The sequence below is a fragment of the Alteromonas sp. H02 genome, from assembly GCF_059682525.1.
Map to the genome: position 1 here is coordinate 4,624,096 of NZ_CM185021.1, position 14,277 is coordinate 4,638,372.

Below are 14,277 nucleotides of genomic sequence, written 5' to 3' on the forward strand. Positions count from 1 at the left end.
TTTCGTTTTTGATGGCTCAATTTTTGATGACCTGTTTTTTTTATAGCTTTGCTACTCGTCTTCATCCACCATGGTCATCAGCGAGGTATTACCGCCCGATGCCGTGGTATCGATACTGATCGTCTTTTCGGTCATCAGACGCTGAATCAGCTTATCGTTATATTCAGCGGTGATTACCGGCAAAATAGCGCCCTGACGTTCAGCTAACATCGCCGAGATGTGTGCCGTCCGCTCGGTGCTGCTGTCGACCACCACACCAGCCAGTTGCTCATCCATTAACAGCGCATCGAGGTGGCTTAGTCTGGCAACCTGGAACACACCATCCGGCGCACCTACTGCCTTAAACTTCTCTTTTACTGCCAGCGCCTCTTCATAGAACAAATCAGAGACAACAGACACCACGCAGTTACCGGTAGCCAGGGCCGACACGATAGACAGCATCCAGTATTCGAACGCTACTTCCTTATCCGCGAAACATACCAACACGCCACGAGGCTCAAGGTACAGTTTATTCGACTCACCGGTTGGCCCGGGCAATACAGTAGGTTTAGCGAGCTTTTTATCGATGCTGATTAACTGCGAACGAGCAGAAGCCAGTGTGCGGTTAAGGTCATCGGCCAACTCCTCAACAATATCTACCGTTGCCAGTTTAGCCAGTAGCTGACGCACCTTGGAAATCCGCTCATGTAACGGCAGATAACGCCAGGTTTCTTCTGTCTCGGTTGCCTTACGCATAATGGCAGCCGCTTCTTCGTGCTGCGTCTCGCCGCCCGATAGGGCATCGTCGATACTTTCAGGCTCTTCCAGAATGGTGGGTTTCGGCGTCGCTTTTTCCATCATCAGGCGCGACAGGTAGCTTGGGCCACCCGCTTTGGGCCCGGTGCCGGATAATCCACGGCCACCAAATGGCTGAACACCGACAATGGCGCCAATCATGTTGCGGTTGATATATACGTTACCTACGCGGGAGCGTGCCGCCAGCTCATAAGCCCGCTCTTCTATACGTGAATGGATACCCATGGTCAGGCCATAACCGGTATCATTAATTTGCTTAAGCACTTTATCGAGCTCTTTACCTTTAAAGCGCACCACGTGTACAACCGGACCAAACACCTCACGTTTTAATACGCTCAGATCACTGATCTCGTAAAGAGTTGGCGGGAAGAAAGTACCGTCTTTAGCGCTTTGAGGCAGCTCTGACTGATACAGCAACTTGCCGTTTTCTTTCATGTATTCGGCATGTTCCTGTAGCGAAGACAGGGCTTTCTGATCAATCACCGGACCCACATCGGTGCTCAACCACGACGGATCGTCGATGGTCAGCTCTTTCACCGCACCGGTGAGCATTTTGATCAGGTTATCAGCAATGTCTTCCTGAACAAACAAGACCCGCAATGCAGAGCAGCGCTGACCGGCACTCTGGAAGCCGGAATGGATAACATCATCCACCACCTGTTCAGGCAAAGCGGTTGAATCGACAATCATACAGTTCTGACCGCCGGTTTCGGCAATCAGTGGTACCTGTTCACCACCACGCTGGGCCAGTGTCTTGGAAATCAGCGTACCGGTTTGGGTTGAACCGGTAAAAATAACCGCCTTGATACGCTCATCCGGCAGCAGTACGTTACCCACATCCGGGCCTTTGGCGATAACCAGTTGCAGAGCATTGTCCGGTAAGCCCACCGAGCGCATCATCTGCACTGCGCGCAGGGCAATCATGCTGGTTTGCTCAGCAGGTTTGGCCACCACAGTATTACCGGTTGCCAGCGCGGCAACCACCTGACCAAGGAAAATAGCCAGCGGGAAGTTCCACGGACTGATACAAAGCACCACGCCACGGGGGACCAGACGCTCATCCTGGCTAAGCTCCACAGCTCTGGCAGCGTAATAACGACAGAAATCCACGGCTTCTCGCACTTCGTCGATTGAATCCTGGGTTACCTTGCCCGCCTCGCGAATACAAATAGCAATCAGCTCGTCCATATGCCGTTCCAGGGAATCCGCTATCTGATTCAGCAGCATTGCCCGCTCACTGGCAGAGCGCTCTGACCATTCCTGGAAACCGCTTTCGGCGTTATCAAGGGCCTTTTTGATAGCCGCTTCATCGGCATAATGATGATAACCCACAACGTCGTTAAGGTTGGCCGGGTTCTTCACCGGCACCGCACCTTCCGGCACATCCTCTGGTTGCACAACGTACTGACGTGCATAACGGCCTACGTTGTACTTGAGAGTATTAACGGTATTGAGATCGGTAAGATCCATACCTTTGGAATTGACCCGCTCCGGGGCAAACAATTCTGAGGCTTTATTGATTTGCTTGTTATAGCGGTACGTCAGGCGCTGAGTCAGTTCCACAGGATCCTCAAGCAGGGCCTCTACCGGTTTGCTGTCGTCCACAATGGCGTTAACGAACGAAGAGTTAGCGCCATTTTCTAACAGACGACGTACCAGATAAGCCAGCAGGTCTTCATGAATACCTACCGGCGCATACACACGGCATTGAATCTGTTCTTCGGTAACCACCTGATCGTACAGGGTATCGCCCATGCCATGCAGACACTGGAACTCAAAGCCCTGCTTGTCATCACCGGCCAATTCAACAATCACTGAGGCGGTATAGGCGTTATGTGTAGCAAACTGCGGATAGATCGTATCCCGGTACGCCAACAACTGGTTAGCACAGGCATGATAAGACACGTCGGTAGACGATTTACGGGTAAACACCGGAAACGCATCCACACCGGCTGTCTGGGTGAGCTTAATTTCAGTATCCCAGTACGCCCCTTTCACCAGACGAACCATCATTTTGCGGCCAACATCCACAGTTAACTCGCGCAGCCATTCAATCACATGGATAGCACGTTTCTGATATGCCTGCACAGCCAGACCAAATCCTTCCCAGCCATCCAGATCCGGATCGCGGAACACCTTCTCGATGATATCCAGCGACGTCTCAAGCCGGTCTGCTTCTTCGGCATCCACCGTGAGGCCAATATCGTATTCCTTGGCCATCATACACAGTGATTTAAGTCTTTCTGGCAGCTCTTCCATCACCCGCTCATAGTGAGAAAACTCATAGCGTGGATGGATTGCTGACAGCTTTACTGAAATTCCCGGCGACTTGCGCGGCCCTCTGCCCGCAGCAGCTTTACCAATAACCTTGATAGCTTTTACATAGGCATCGTAATAACGGTCAGCATCGGCAAAGGTGCGAGCTCCCTCACCAAGCATATCGTAAGAATACACATACCCTTTCTTTTCTTTTTCCTGAGCGCGTTCTACCGCGTCTTCAATGCTTTCGCCCATCACAAACTGACGACCCATCACGCGCATGGCTATATTCATGGCCCGGCGGATCACTGGCTCACCGAGGCGGCCCAAGGTCTTTTTCAACAGGCCAAACTGCTCGCTTTTACGTTTGTCGGCATAGTTGACCATGTTGCCAGTAAATAATAAGCCCCAGGATGAAGCGTTAACGAACAGCGATTCGCTGTTGCCCAGGTGCGGGGTCCACTGACCTTTGGATAATTTGTCGCGGATCAGTTCGTCCTGGGTGTCTTTATCCGGCACCCGCAATAATGCTTCAGCCAGACACATCAATACCACGCCTTCGGAGGTAGACAGAGAATATTCATTAAGCAGAGCGTCAACACCACCGTGCCCCTCCTGCTCGCGCCGAATTTTAAGCACCATGCGTCGGGCGCGTTCCCATGCCCGACTGCGGGCACGGGGATTGACTTCGGCAATCGGCAGGATCTGATCGACCGCGTCAGTTTCAGGGATGCGATAATAATCGCGGATCAACTGTCGGATCGGGCTGGTAGTCGTAAACGTGCTTTTAGTTAACATTGAACCCCTTGTGTACTTTCTGTCGTATAAAATTTAAAGTTAACACCGTTTTTTAACGCGGCAGTGTGAATACAGATCACTGTTTTATTTGTAGAAGCGCTTATTGATGCGCTCTGTTAACAAAGGTTATGTATTCTAACCAAGACGACTGCGCCGGGGTATTCCCCCTAACCTGCCCGTGACGAGAAAGCCGGTGAACTAACGTAAGATTTTGTTGCCACATTAACCGGCCAGTTTTTGTGCGTCAAGGCAGAGCCGGTGCACTGCGTCGCTGTGCGATATCTAACAGCCTGACGGAAATGGCGTGTTTTACACTAAAGGAGCAAGTTATGCAGAGTCGAGCCACTAAGTTTACCGTCTGGATAGCAGGGATAATTCTCACCCCGGTGATCATCTACTGGCTGTTTGCCGACATACTGATTAAATCAGTGCTGGAAGCCCAGCTAACCGAGGCCCATGGCGCAGAAGTGAACATTGGCGGTTTTGAGCACAGGTTGTTCCCTTTGGAATTCGAAGTTACTGAGATAGGCTTTACCGATCCGGCCCAGCCACAAAACAATCAGCTGGTTGTAGGACGCCTGGCAGGCGATGTAGAACTGATCCCCTTATTGTCTGACCAACTCATCATGAATCAGGTGGATTTACTGGATGTTGCTTTTAATCAGCCTCGTCCTGTGCCGGGCAAAGTGCTGCGTCAGCCTGAGGGACAAAGCTTCGATGATCTTCTAAGCGAAGCGAAGGAGGCCCTGCCAACGGTAGATGAATTGCTGGAACGGTCACCACTGAAAACCACCGCTGCAGTGGAAGAAGCCAGCACCACCTACAACACCTATGCCACCGAGCTGAAAACTGAGTATCAGGCGTTGCCCGACAAATCCCGCCTTGAGTTTTACAAAACAGAAATTCAGAAACTTCGCGACACCGACTTTAAAAATCCGGCAGAAGTAGTGAAAGCCAAAGCGGCTTTTGATGAATTAAAGCAACAAATTCGCACCGATAAACAGAAAATCACCACTTTCAGAGAAAAAGCCAGTGAGGCCAGAACCGCGATGAGCGGCGCTTTGAAAACCTTAAAATCGGCACCACAGCAAGATTACGAATTGCTCAAAGGTGTTTACGCTGGCGACCAGGCCGCCCTGTCACAACTAACCGAAGCGGTATTCGGCGATAAAGCGGCTCAGTATAACCGTTATTTATTCAGCGCTTTTGATTTGCTGGTGCCCTTACTTAAGGGCGGCGAAGCGCCACAAGCAGATGAACAGTACGGTACGCCACTGCAGGTGTTAGTCAGGCAGGCCAACCTATCCGTTAACTGGCAGGATACACTGCTAACCGGTGACTGGAAAAATATCACCAACCAGCACTCGGTATTTGGCAACCCTACCACCTTCATATTAAATGCCGCTGCCGAGGGTGCACAAAAGTTTGTAACGCAGGGGCAGTTTTTTATGGATTCTGACGGGCTGGATGCGTCGCAGACCTGGCAGATTGCCGGTTTGCTGTTAGACAGCGTATCGCTGAGCGATAATCCGCGCCTTGATGCTTCTATTAAGCAGGCCTTACTGGCGGCCAGTGGCTCGCTGCAAATCACCGATAACGCGCTGGATGGCTCGGGCACCGTCGATCTGACTAAGCTGACCATGGCAGCAACGGGCAGCGATAACCTGACTAACGCCATTGCCAGCCTGCTCGACAGCCTGCAGCGGCTTGATATGACCATGAACATTGGCGGTACCTTAAGTGCACCAGACTTTGGCTTTTCATCCGACCTCGACCGCCAGCTGGCCAACGCGGCACTATCCAGCCTCAGCGCCTCACAACAGGACAAACTCAACGAACTGAATAGTAAATTACAGGGTATGGTAGGCAGTGAGGATGACAACCTGGCCAGCGAGCTGGGCAATATTTCAACCTGGCTGAGCGCTACTCAGGGCGATGAAGCCGCGTTGCAGGAGTTGCTGCAGGCGACCTTTAAAAACGCGGTGGAAAAACACAAAGACAAACTGTTGAATAAACTGTTCGATAAACTGGATGGACGTTGAGCATCCGGCGCGGCATAATAACTGCGACTAATTCGAACAGGTGTTCATTGTGTGGCGAGATCGGGCAATCCTTTTTATTCTGCTGGCGCTGTTAGGCGCGCTGCAGTATCGCCTGTGGCTCGGGAAAAACAGTATTCCTGATTATCTGGCCAAACAACAGGAAGTGCAAAAGCAGCATCAGCAAAACGCTAATCTGGTGCAGCGTAATGCGCTGCTAAAGGCTGATATCAGCGACCTCACTATTGGCCTGGAGGCGGTAGAAGAAAGAGCCAGAAACGAGCTTGGCCTGATCAAACGGGGTGAAACCTTTTACCGTATACTGCCCAGCGAAGATGACTAAGTGGCGCAGTTAGCGTTGGTTTCCTTAATCCACTCCAACAATGACCATCAAAAAAACAACAAAGAGAATCAAACCTTTGAGCAAAGCTAATACATCTATTGTTGCCGTGGTACCCGCGGCGGGTATTGGTTCACGGATGCAGGCCGACCGCCCCAAGCAATATCTCACCATTGGCTCGCAAACGATTCTGGAACACACCTTATTAAAACTGGCGGCCCATCCCGCTATATCCAGGGTGGTAGTTGCCCTGAGCCCCAACGATCACTACTTTAGTCAGTTGTCGCTGCAGAATGCGCCGTGGCTGACTGTAGTAGACGGCGGGGCAAGTCGTGCTGAGTCGGTAAACAATGCCCTGGCTGAGTTAGCGGGCAACGAGTGGGCGCTGGTGCATGACGCCGCGCGCCCCTGCGTAAACAGCAGCGACATTAGCCGCTTAATTGAACGTACTGAGGCAGACGACTTTGGCGGCGGCATCCTGGCCACGCCGGTTCGCGACACCATGAAACGGGCCAGCGCAGATGCTGCCAACCCGGTGGTGCTTAAAACGGAAAAGCGGGATAACCTCTGGCATGCGCTGACTCCTCAGTTATTCAGGGCGGACAAGTTGCGTGAAGCGCTGGCGTCAGCGCTCAGGGCTGGTGCCGTAGTGACCGATGAAGCCTCAGCCATGGAATTTGCCGGATACACCGTTGAGTTAATCGACAGCGATCCGGCCAACATAAAGATTACACGCCCGGCAGATTTGCCGCTGGCGCAATTTTATTTACAACAAAGCAGGTAAGTGACACATATGCGGATCGGACACGGTTACGACGTTCACAAATTCGGCGGCGAAGGCCCGATTACTATTGGTGGAGTATCCATTGACTATGAACAGGGTCTGCTCGCCCACTCTGACGGCGATGTACTTATCCATGCCCTCTGCGACGCACTGTTAGGTGCGGCCGCACTGGGCGATATCGGTAAGCACTTCCCGGATACCGACAACGCCTATGCCGGTGCCGATAGTCGCGGATTATTGCGTGATGTAATAGCCCGGTTACATAACCTGGGCTATAAGCTGGTCAATGCAGATATGACTATCGTTGCCCAGGCACCCAAAATGGCGCCGCATATCACTACCATGCAGCGCTTACTGGCAGAAGACTGCGCAGTCGACACCGATCAAATCAATGTGAAGGCCACAACCACTGAAAAGCTCGGTTTTGCCGGACGTAAAGAGGGCATTGCGGCACACGCAGTGGTGCTGATTACTAAGTGAATAGCATGCAATTAAACACGCAACACTGGCAGTACCTCAACGATAAGCCTGTCGCCAGCGGGCTGCTGAAGCAACAGGTTGAAGACTTTAAAGTAACCGAAGAGCTTGGTTATACGCTTTCCGGAGAGGGAGAGCATATCTATATCGAGCTTGAGAAAACCCAGCTTAATACCGCCTTTGTGGCAGAACAGCTGGCCAGTTTCTGCGGTTTGCCACTCCGGCAGGTTACCTATGCCGGCCGCAAGGATAAATATGCCGTCACCCGGCAGTGGTTCGGTTTGCATGTCCCGGGCAAAGCAGAATTTAACTGGGACGAGTTCACCCTCGAGGGTACACGTATTCTTCAGGTACAGCGCCATAATAAAAAGTTACGCACCGGGCAGTTAAAAGGCAACACTTTTGAAATTACCCTGCGTGACGTAAGCGACCCGGAAGCGGTAATAAACCGGCTCAATCAGGCCGCCCAACAAGGCGTACCCAATTATTATGGCAGCCAGCGATTTGGCATCCAGCGCATCAGTGAAAGCGGCGAAGTAAACCGAGGCGGCAATCTCCTGATGGCAGAACGCATGCTAAATGGTGAGGTCATTAAAAATCGTAATAAACGATCTATGGCATTATCAGCGTTACGCAGCTGGCTGTTTAATGAAATGCTGTCGGCCCGCATTGCCGAGGGCCGCCTGCAGGCCATTTTGCCCGGTGATGTTATTAATCTCACCGGTTCTAACAGCATATTTGTTGCCGATGAAGAAACGGAAGTCCTGATCGAGCGATTAGGCCGGCAGGATTTATCCACCACTGTCCCCCTGTGGGGAAAGGGCGATATCGGCTCAGCCGGTGCAGCCAAAACAGCTGAGCTGAAAACTGCCGCCGGTTATCCGGAGGTAACCGCGTTTTTGGCCGGCCAGAAACTCAACATGGAACGCCGCGCGGCGATTATTTGGCCCCAACGGCTTGAATGCAGTCAGCAAGGTGATACATTAATCATTCGGTTTTTCCTGCCCTCAGGCTGTTTTGCTACCACGGTTTTAAGAGAATGTCTGCTTACCACCGAATTAGCCTGATGGAACACATTTCCTGTAGATACAATCGGTATACGTTAACAGCTTATGAAAATACTACTCAGTAATGACGACAGCGTTTTTGCCAAGGGCATTGCCACCATGTATGCCGCGCTGGCAAAACAGCATGATGTAACGGTCATTGCTCCCGACCGCAACTGCAGCGGCGCGAGTAATGCCTTGTCATTGCATCAGCCACTGCGCATTCAGAAGATGGACAGTGGCTTTTTTGCCGTAAACGGCACGCCTTCCGATTGCGTCCATCTGGGCGTTAACAGTTTTCTGGAAGAAGATCCTGAACTGGTGGTCTCGGGCATCAATCATGGCGCTAATCTGGGTGACGACGTTATATATTCCGGAACTGTAGCCGCCGCCACTGAAGGACGTTACATGGGTCTGCCAGCCATTGCGGTGTCGCTGTGTAACTACGACGGCGGGCATTTTGAAACCGCGGCCCGGGTGGTAGTAGAAGTGATTGAAAAATTAATCACTCACCCGCTGCCTGCTAATCAGATCCTGAATATTAACGTGCCTGATCTCCCTTATGAAGAATTAGCAGGTGTGAAGGTTACCCGTCAGGGGCGACGCCATCGCGCCGAGTCCATGGTAAAAGCCAAAGACGCTTTTGGACGGCCAATTTACTGGTACGGACCGGCCGGCGCAGAGCAGGATGCCGGACCGGGAACGGATTTTCACGCTATCGCTCATGGCTATTGTTCTGTCACGCCTTTAAGTGTGGATATGACAGCTCGCGATAGTATTGCAGAAATGGAAAAATGGCTTGAAATGTAAGCCCGATAAGAAAAATAACCCGTAACAAGAATTAATGACACATGAGAACAACAAGAAAAGGCGATGCACTGGCACAATTGTTGTGCGACGAAGGGATTTCGAATCAAAAGGTGCTCAATGCAATAGCCAGTGTTCCCCGCGAACGCTTTCTGCCGGATGCATTGCAGCATAAAGCCTATCAGAATACGGCTTTACCCATTGGTCAGGGACAAACCATCTCGCAACCTTATATTGTTGCCAAAATGAGTGAGCTGCTGCTGGCAGCCCCCAATTCCGCCAGTTCAGTACTGGAAATTGGTACCGGCTCAGGTTACCAGACTGCTATTCTGGCGCTGCTGTTTCCCCAGGTATTCTCGGTAGAGCGCATCAAAGCCCTGCAATTTCAGGCTAAACGGCGCATGAATCAACTGGATTTACATAACATCAAAATGAAACACGGCGACGGCTGGCAAGGCTGGAGCAGTAAAGCGCCTTATGATTGTATTATTGTTACTGCAGCTGCCAGCAGCGTGCCAGAAGCTCTTACCGATCAACTTAATGAAGGCGGCCGGCTGGTGATCCCGGTGGGCGACGATCAACAACAATTGTTGTGCATCGATAAAATTGAGGGCGAGCTGCACAGCACCACAGTGGAAGCCGTTCGTTTTGTGCCCCTGGTGGCCGGAGACCTCCTTTGAAACTATTCCAACCTTGTTACGACCTGGCCTTACGCTGGTCTAAACACCCGGCCGCCAGTCATTACCTGGCATTGCTGAGTTTTGCCGAATCGGTGATTTTTCCTATTCCGCCTGATGTCATGCTGGCGCCTATGTCACTTTCACAACCCTCCCGGGCCTGGCATTTTGCCCTGATCACCACGCTGGCTTCTATTGTAGGAGGTGTAGCCGGTTACCTGTTAGGCTTCTTTGCTTTCGATACGTTACTCCAGCCATTCATTGAATCATCGGGATACGCGCATAAGCTGGAAACGGCCATTGGCTGGTTCGAAACCTATGGCGTCTGGGTGGTCTTTCTGGCCGGTTTCTCGCCTATTCCCTATAAAGTCTTTACTATCAGTGCCGGCTTCTTACAGATGGCTTTTCTGCCCTTTTTAATCGCCTCAGCGATAGGCCGGGGTGCGAGATTCTTTTTAGTGGCATCACTAATGAAGTGGGGCGGCGCAAGAATGGAAGAGCAATTGCGTAAGTACGTAGAAGTGCTCGGTTGGGCAGTGGTTGGACTGGCGATTGTCGCTTATCTGATGCTACGATGAAATTTAACGGGACTAGCGTAATGCGCGTTGTCATTAGCCTGATTGCCAGCATAACGTTAGTCAGCTGCGCTGGTCCGGAGCGTCCGGCACCGGTGGTGGTGCTCAATAGTCAGCATTATCCTGAAGCCGAGGAAAAGCTAACCAATTATACGGTAAAGGCCGGCGACACACTCTATGCGATTGCCTGGTACACAGGGAACGATTACCGGGATATAGCGAAATGGAATTCGTTGTCTGAACCCTACAACATTTATCCCGGTCAAACACTGAATTTACAGCAACCGCGAAGAGTGTCAAAAAAATCACACACTGTCAATAATATGACTGGTCAAACCAGTAAGCAAAACCCAAAAATGTCTATTGACCAAAAAGATAGCCAGGCGTATTGTGATTGTAAACCAGATGTTAACAACACAAAAGGAGTTGTGAGTAAACCCAAGATAAATGGTTTCCCACAACGTGTTGAAAGATGGATTTGGCCTGCGCAAGGTCGAATCGAATTATCAAACAGTAACGGTCAGACTACTCAAACAGGGGTCGACATTTACTCAAATCAGGGCAGCGAAGTCGTTGCTGCTGCCTCAGGGAAAGTTGTATACGCTGGTAACGCGCTGCGCGGATACGGGAACCTAATAATAATAAAACATACCGAATCGTTTTTAAGTGCTTACGCCCACAATGACCGGATACTGGTTAGTGAGCGGGAATGGGTTAGCGCGGGTCAGGAAATTGCGAAAATGGGCGATACTGGTACAACAAAAGTAAAGCTCCATTTTGAAATACGCTATCGGGGAAAAGCTGTTGAACCGATGAAATATTTACCAATCAAACAATAACAATAAATAATAATAATAATAATTAAGAAATCAGGAGAACGTCGTAAGGTAAAACAACGCAGGAGATACAGTTGTGGGTCAACAAAATATCGCTGTCATCGACGCAACACCCCAAGACGAAGTAGACAACATCGAAGTTAATGAGAATATCAAAGACGACGGGTTGTTAGAAGAAAATGAAAAAACCAAGACCGAAACATGGTTAAACCAGGAAGAGGTCTCTAAAACACTGGATGCAACTCAGTTGTACCTGAGCGAAATTGGCTATTCACCTCTGCTCACCGCAGAAGAAGAAGTGCATTTTGCGCGCAGAGCACTGAAAGGCTGCGAAGCATCCCGTAAACGAATGATCGTTAGCAACCTCAGGTTGGTAGTGAAAATTGCCCGTCGTTACAATAATAGAGGCCTGGCACTGCTGGATCTTATTGAGGAGGGCAATCTTGGATTGATTCGGGCGGTGGAAAAGTTTGATCCGGAACGGGGATTCAGATTTTCAACTTACGCGACATGGTGGATTCGTCAGACGATTGAACGAGCCATTATGAACCAGACCCGGACTATTCGGTTACCAATTCATGTGGTGAAAGAATTGAACGTTTATCTGCGTGCGGCGCGTGAACTGGCTCAGGAGCTTGATCACGAACCAACGGCAGAAGACATTGCTCTGCATCTCGATAAACCTATTGATGAAGTCAGCAAGATGTTGCGTCTTAACGAACGTATCAGCTCCGTTGATACTCCCATCGGTGGCGAAAACGACAAAGCACTGCTGGATATTCTGGCCGATGATAACGAATCCAGTCCGGAAGACGAACTTCAGGATAGCAATATTAAACAAAATATTGTGTCCTGGTTACAGGAGCTTAACGCCAAGCAACGTGAAGTTCTGGCACGGCGGTTTGGTCTGATGGGTTACGAACCATCTACGCTGGAAGACGTAGGCGCTGAGATTGGCCTGACCCGGGAAAGGGTACGTCAGATTCAGGTAGAAGGCTTGCGTCGTCTCAAAGACATGCTCAGCAGCCAGGGGCTGGATTTAGAAAGCGTCTTTAGTCGCCTGAGTTAAACTGATAAACAAACGCCCCTCAAAGAGGGGCGTTTTTGTGTTTACTGTCTGTCCAGAGTGACAAAGCGGTAAGGATACGGGTTTTTCTCGTCTGGCTCACATGCCTGTTCTTCAACCAGCAACCAGTCGCCGTCGGCCTGATAATCCGGAAAATGGGTATCACCGTCGGTGTCTAAATCTATGAGTGTAAGATACAGGCGGTCGGCTTTGCCAAGCAGGCTGCTGTAAATTTTACCACCACCAATAATCATCACCTCTTCAGGCGCCTGCTGTTGCGCCTGATTAAGAGCATCTTCGATAGAATTAACCACTACAGCATCTGCCAGTTGATAGCTGCTATCAGTAGTGATGACGATGTTCAGCCGTCCCGGTAAGGCTCTGCCAATCGACTCGTAGGTCTTGCGCCCCATAATGACAGGCTTGCCAAGCGTGGTGCGTTTAAAATGGGCCAAATCGGCCGGCATGTGCCAGGGCATCTCGTTATCTTTGCCAATCACCCGGTTGTTCGCCGTTGCGGCAATCATCGCTATTTTCATATTTACTGCCACCTTACTGCTAAAGCCGGATTACTTACGGTAGATCACTTCAACGTCGTAGTCGTCGTCATCATCATCGTCCCAGTCGTCATCCGCTTCAGGCTCCGGGTTATAAGTATCCCACTTAAACTCAACTTCACGCTTTTCCTGCTCATCTTCGAGTTCGTCCGGCAGATTCTCAATAAAGTTCATAATCTCAAGACACAGCGGCTCCAGACCGATGCGCTGGAATGCAGAGATATAAAATACCGGACCGTCCCATTCAAGCTTATCGACAATTTGCTGGCACAATTCTTCGGCTTCTTCCTCGAGTAACAGATCGATTTTATTAAATACCAGCCAGCGCGGTTTGCCGGCCAGCTTAGGGCTGTACTTCTCGAGTTCATTAATGATCGTAATGGCATTTTCAGCCGGATCAGACTGATCGGCAGGCATCAGGTCAACCAGATGCAACAGTACCCGGCAGCGCTCCAGGTGTTTAAGGAAGCGAATACCTAAACCCGCACCCTCGGATGCGCCTTCGATTAACCCAGGAATATCCGCAATAACGAAGCTGCGTTGTGCATCCTGCCTGACTACGCCTAAGTTAGGTACCAGGGTAGTAAAGGGATAATCCGCTACCTTTGGCTTGGCCGCCGATACCGAACGAATAAAGGTGGATTTACCGGCATTCGGTAAGCCTAACAGACCAACGTCAGCCAACAGCATTAGCTCCAGCTTAAGGTTGCGAATTTCTCCCGGGGTGCCGTTGGTTTTTTGGCGTGGAGCGCGGTTTGTACTGCTTTTAAAACGAGCATTACCAAGACCATGGAAACCGCCCTGCGCTACTTTTAAACGCTGACCATGACGGGTTAAATCGCCCAGAACTTCCTGCGTATCGGCGTCGGTTGCACGGGTACCGATGGGTACCATCACGGTAAGATCTTCACCGGCCTTCCCCGTACAGTTACCACCCATACCGTTCTGGCCACGCTCCGCGCGGTGGAAACGCTCAAAACGATAATCGATAAGGGTGTTGAGGTTCTCGTCCGCTTGTAAGTACACACTACCGCCGTCGCCACCGTCACCACCGTCCGGGCCACCCTTGGGGACATATTTTTCGCGACGAAATCCAATGGTACCGTTGCCGCCATCACCTGCTTCAACTCGAATTTCAGCTTCATCTACAAATTTCATGTTTACCCCGGACCGAACCCTAAACTTTTAAGTGTAACTCACTTTATCGAAGAGGATAGCCAC

The 14,277-nt window shown here is 50.7% G+C and carries 13 protein-coding genes; 10 read left to right on the forward strand and 3 right to left on the reverse strand.

The genetic code is table 11. From position 1 onward, the window contains the following. Window positions 1-51 precede the first annotated feature (51 nt). Window positions 52-3,852: a bifunctional proline dehydrogenase/L-glutamate gamma-semialdehyde dehydrogenase PutA gene (gene putA / locus AC566Q_RS21445; protein ID WP_499610631.1), complete on the reverse strand. Its 3,801-nt coding sequence runs from the start codon at window positions 3,850-3,852 to the stop codon at window positions 52-54. Between the two features lie 329 nt (window positions 3,853-4,181). On the opposite strand from putA, the gene AC566Q_RS21450 reads away from it, so the two are divergent. From AC566Q_RS21450 to rpoS, 10 genes are all read left to right on the forward strand, one after another. After that, window positions 4,182-5,894 carry a TIGR03545 family protein gene (locus tag AC566Q_RS21450; protein WP_499610635.1) on the forward strand — a complete coding sequence of 571 codons (1,713 nt, stop codon included), beginning with the start codon at window positions 4,182-4,184 and terminating at the stop codon, window positions 5,892-5,894. Window positions 5,895-5,943: 49 nt separating this feature from the next. Next, window positions 5,944-6,234, forward strand: coding sequence for a cell division protein FtsB (gene ftsB / locus AC566Q_RS21455; RefSeq protein WP_206427258.1), 291 nt, complete (start codon window positions 5,944-5,946; stop codon window positions 6,232-6,234). 40 nt (window positions 6,235-6,274) lie between these two features. Continuing rightward, entirely contained in the window at window positions 6,275-7,015 is a 741-nt protein-coding gene (ispD, locus tag AC566Q_RS21460) for a 2-C-methyl-D-erythritol 4-phosphate cytidylyltransferase (RefSeq protein ID WP_499610639.1), read from the forward strand. A gap of 9 nt (window positions 7,016-7,024) precedes the next feature. Beyond that, the gene (gene ispF / locus AC566Q_RS21465; RefSeq protein WP_105935720.1) at window positions 7,025-7,495 is read left to right on the forward strand and encodes a 2-C-methyl-D-erythritol 2,4-cyclodiphosphate synthase; all 471 of its coding nucleotides are present in this window, start codon (window positions 7,025-7,027) and stop codon (window positions 7,493-7,495) included. A 5-nt stretch (window positions 7,496-7,500) separates the two neighbouring features. Further along, window positions 7,501-8,559, forward strand: coding sequence for a tRNA pseudouridine(13) synthase TruD (truD, locus tag AC566Q_RS21470; protein WP_499610644.1), 1,059 nt, complete (start codon window positions 7,501-7,503; stop codon window positions 8,557-8,559). 45 nt (window positions 8,560-8,604) lie between these two features. Continuing rightward, window positions 8,605-9,348 carry a 5'/3'-nucleotidase SurE gene (surE, locus tag AC566Q_RS21475; RefSeq protein ID WP_499610652.1) on the forward strand — a complete coding sequence of 248 codons (744 nt, stop codon included), beginning with the start codon at window positions 8,605-8,607 and terminating at the stop codon, window positions 9,346-9,348. A 41-nt stretch (window positions 9,349-9,389) separates the two neighbouring features. Beyond that, entirely contained in the window at window positions 9,390-10,025 is a 636-nt protein-coding gene (locus AC566Q_RS21480) for a protein-L-isoaspartate(D-aspartate) O-methyltransferase (protein WP_105935717.1), read from the forward strand. After that, window positions 10,022-10,600 (forward strand): YqaA family protein, encoded by a 579-nt coding sequence (locus AC566Q_RS21485; protein WP_499610663.1) that lies wholly within the window; start codon window positions 10,022-10,024, stop codon window positions 10,598-10,600. Before AC566Q_RS21480 ends, AC566Q_RS21485 begins: the two co-directional genes overlap by 4 nt. Window positions 10,601-10,620: 20 nt before the next feature. Continuing rightward, window positions 10,621-11,436: a peptidoglycan DD-metalloendopeptidase family protein gene (locus tag AC566Q_RS21490; RefSeq protein ID WP_499610667.1), complete on the forward strand. Its 816-nt coding sequence runs from the start codon at window positions 10,621-10,623 to the stop codon at window positions 11,434-11,436. A gap of 73 nt (window positions 11,437-11,509) precedes the next feature. Beyond that, window positions 11,510-12,502, forward strand: a complete 993-nt coding sequence (gene rpoS / locus AC566Q_RS21495; protein WP_499610672.1) for an RNA polymerase sigma factor RpoS — start codon at window positions 11,510-11,512, stop codon at window positions 12,500-12,502. 41 nt (window positions 12,503-12,543) lie between these two features. Here rpoS and folA read toward each other — a convergent pair whose 3' ends face one another. Together folA and cgtA are read right to left on the reverse strand one after the other, a co-directional pair. Beyond that, window positions 12,544-13,038, reverse strand: coding sequence for a type 3 dihydrofolate reductase (gene folA, locus AC566Q_RS21500; RefSeq protein WP_499610677.1), 495 nt, complete (start codon window positions 13,036-13,038; stop codon window positions 12,544-12,546). A gap of 30 nt (window positions 13,039-13,068) precedes the next feature. Beyond that, entirely contained in the window at window positions 13,069-14,214 is a 1,146-nt protein-coding gene (gene cgtA / locus AC566Q_RS21505) for an Obg family GTPase CgtA (RefSeq protein WP_499610684.1), read from the reverse strand. Window positions 14,215-14,277 lie beyond the last annotated feature (63 nt).

Bases quoted from the DNA above. Each gene is read 5' to 3' on its own strand.
- surE (WP_499610652.1), top strand. From the start codon at position 8,605: ATGAAAATACTACTCAGTAATGACGACAGCGTTTTTGCCAAGGGCATT.
- cgtA (WP_499610684.1), bottom strand. From the start codon at position 14,214: ATGAAATTTGTAGATGAAGCTGAAATTCGAGTTGAAGCAGGTGATGGC.
- putA (WP_499610631.1), bottom strand. From the start codon at position 3,852: ATGTTAACTAAAAGCACGTTTACGACTACCAGCCCGATCCGACAGTTG.
- ispF (WP_105935720.1), top strand. From the start codon at position 7,025: ATGCGGATCGGACACGGTTACGACGTTCACAAATTCGGCGGCGAAGGC.
- folA (WP_499610677.1), bottom strand. From the start codon at position 13,038: ATGAAAATAGCGATGATTGCCGCAACGGCGAACAACCGGGTGATTGGC.
- AC566Q_RS21480 (WP_105935717.1), top strand. From the start codon at position 9,390: ATGAGAACAACAAGAAAAGGCGATGCACTGGCACAATTGTTGTGCGAC.
- ispD (WP_499610639.1), top strand. From the start codon at position 6,275: ATGACCATCAAAAAAACAACAAAGAGAATCAAACCTTTGAGCAAAGCT.
- AC566Q_RS21490 (WP_499610667.1), top strand. From the start codon at position 10,621: ATGCGCGTTGTCATTAGCCTGATTGCCAGCATAACGTTAGTCAGCTGC.
- AC566Q_RS21450 (WP_499610635.1), top strand. From the start codon at position 4,182: ATGCAGAGTCGAGCCACTAAGTTTACCGTCTGGATAGCAGGGATAATT.
- truD (WP_499610644.1), top strand. From the start codon at position 7,501: ATGCAATTAAACACGCAACACTGGCAGTACCTCAACGATAAGCCTGTC.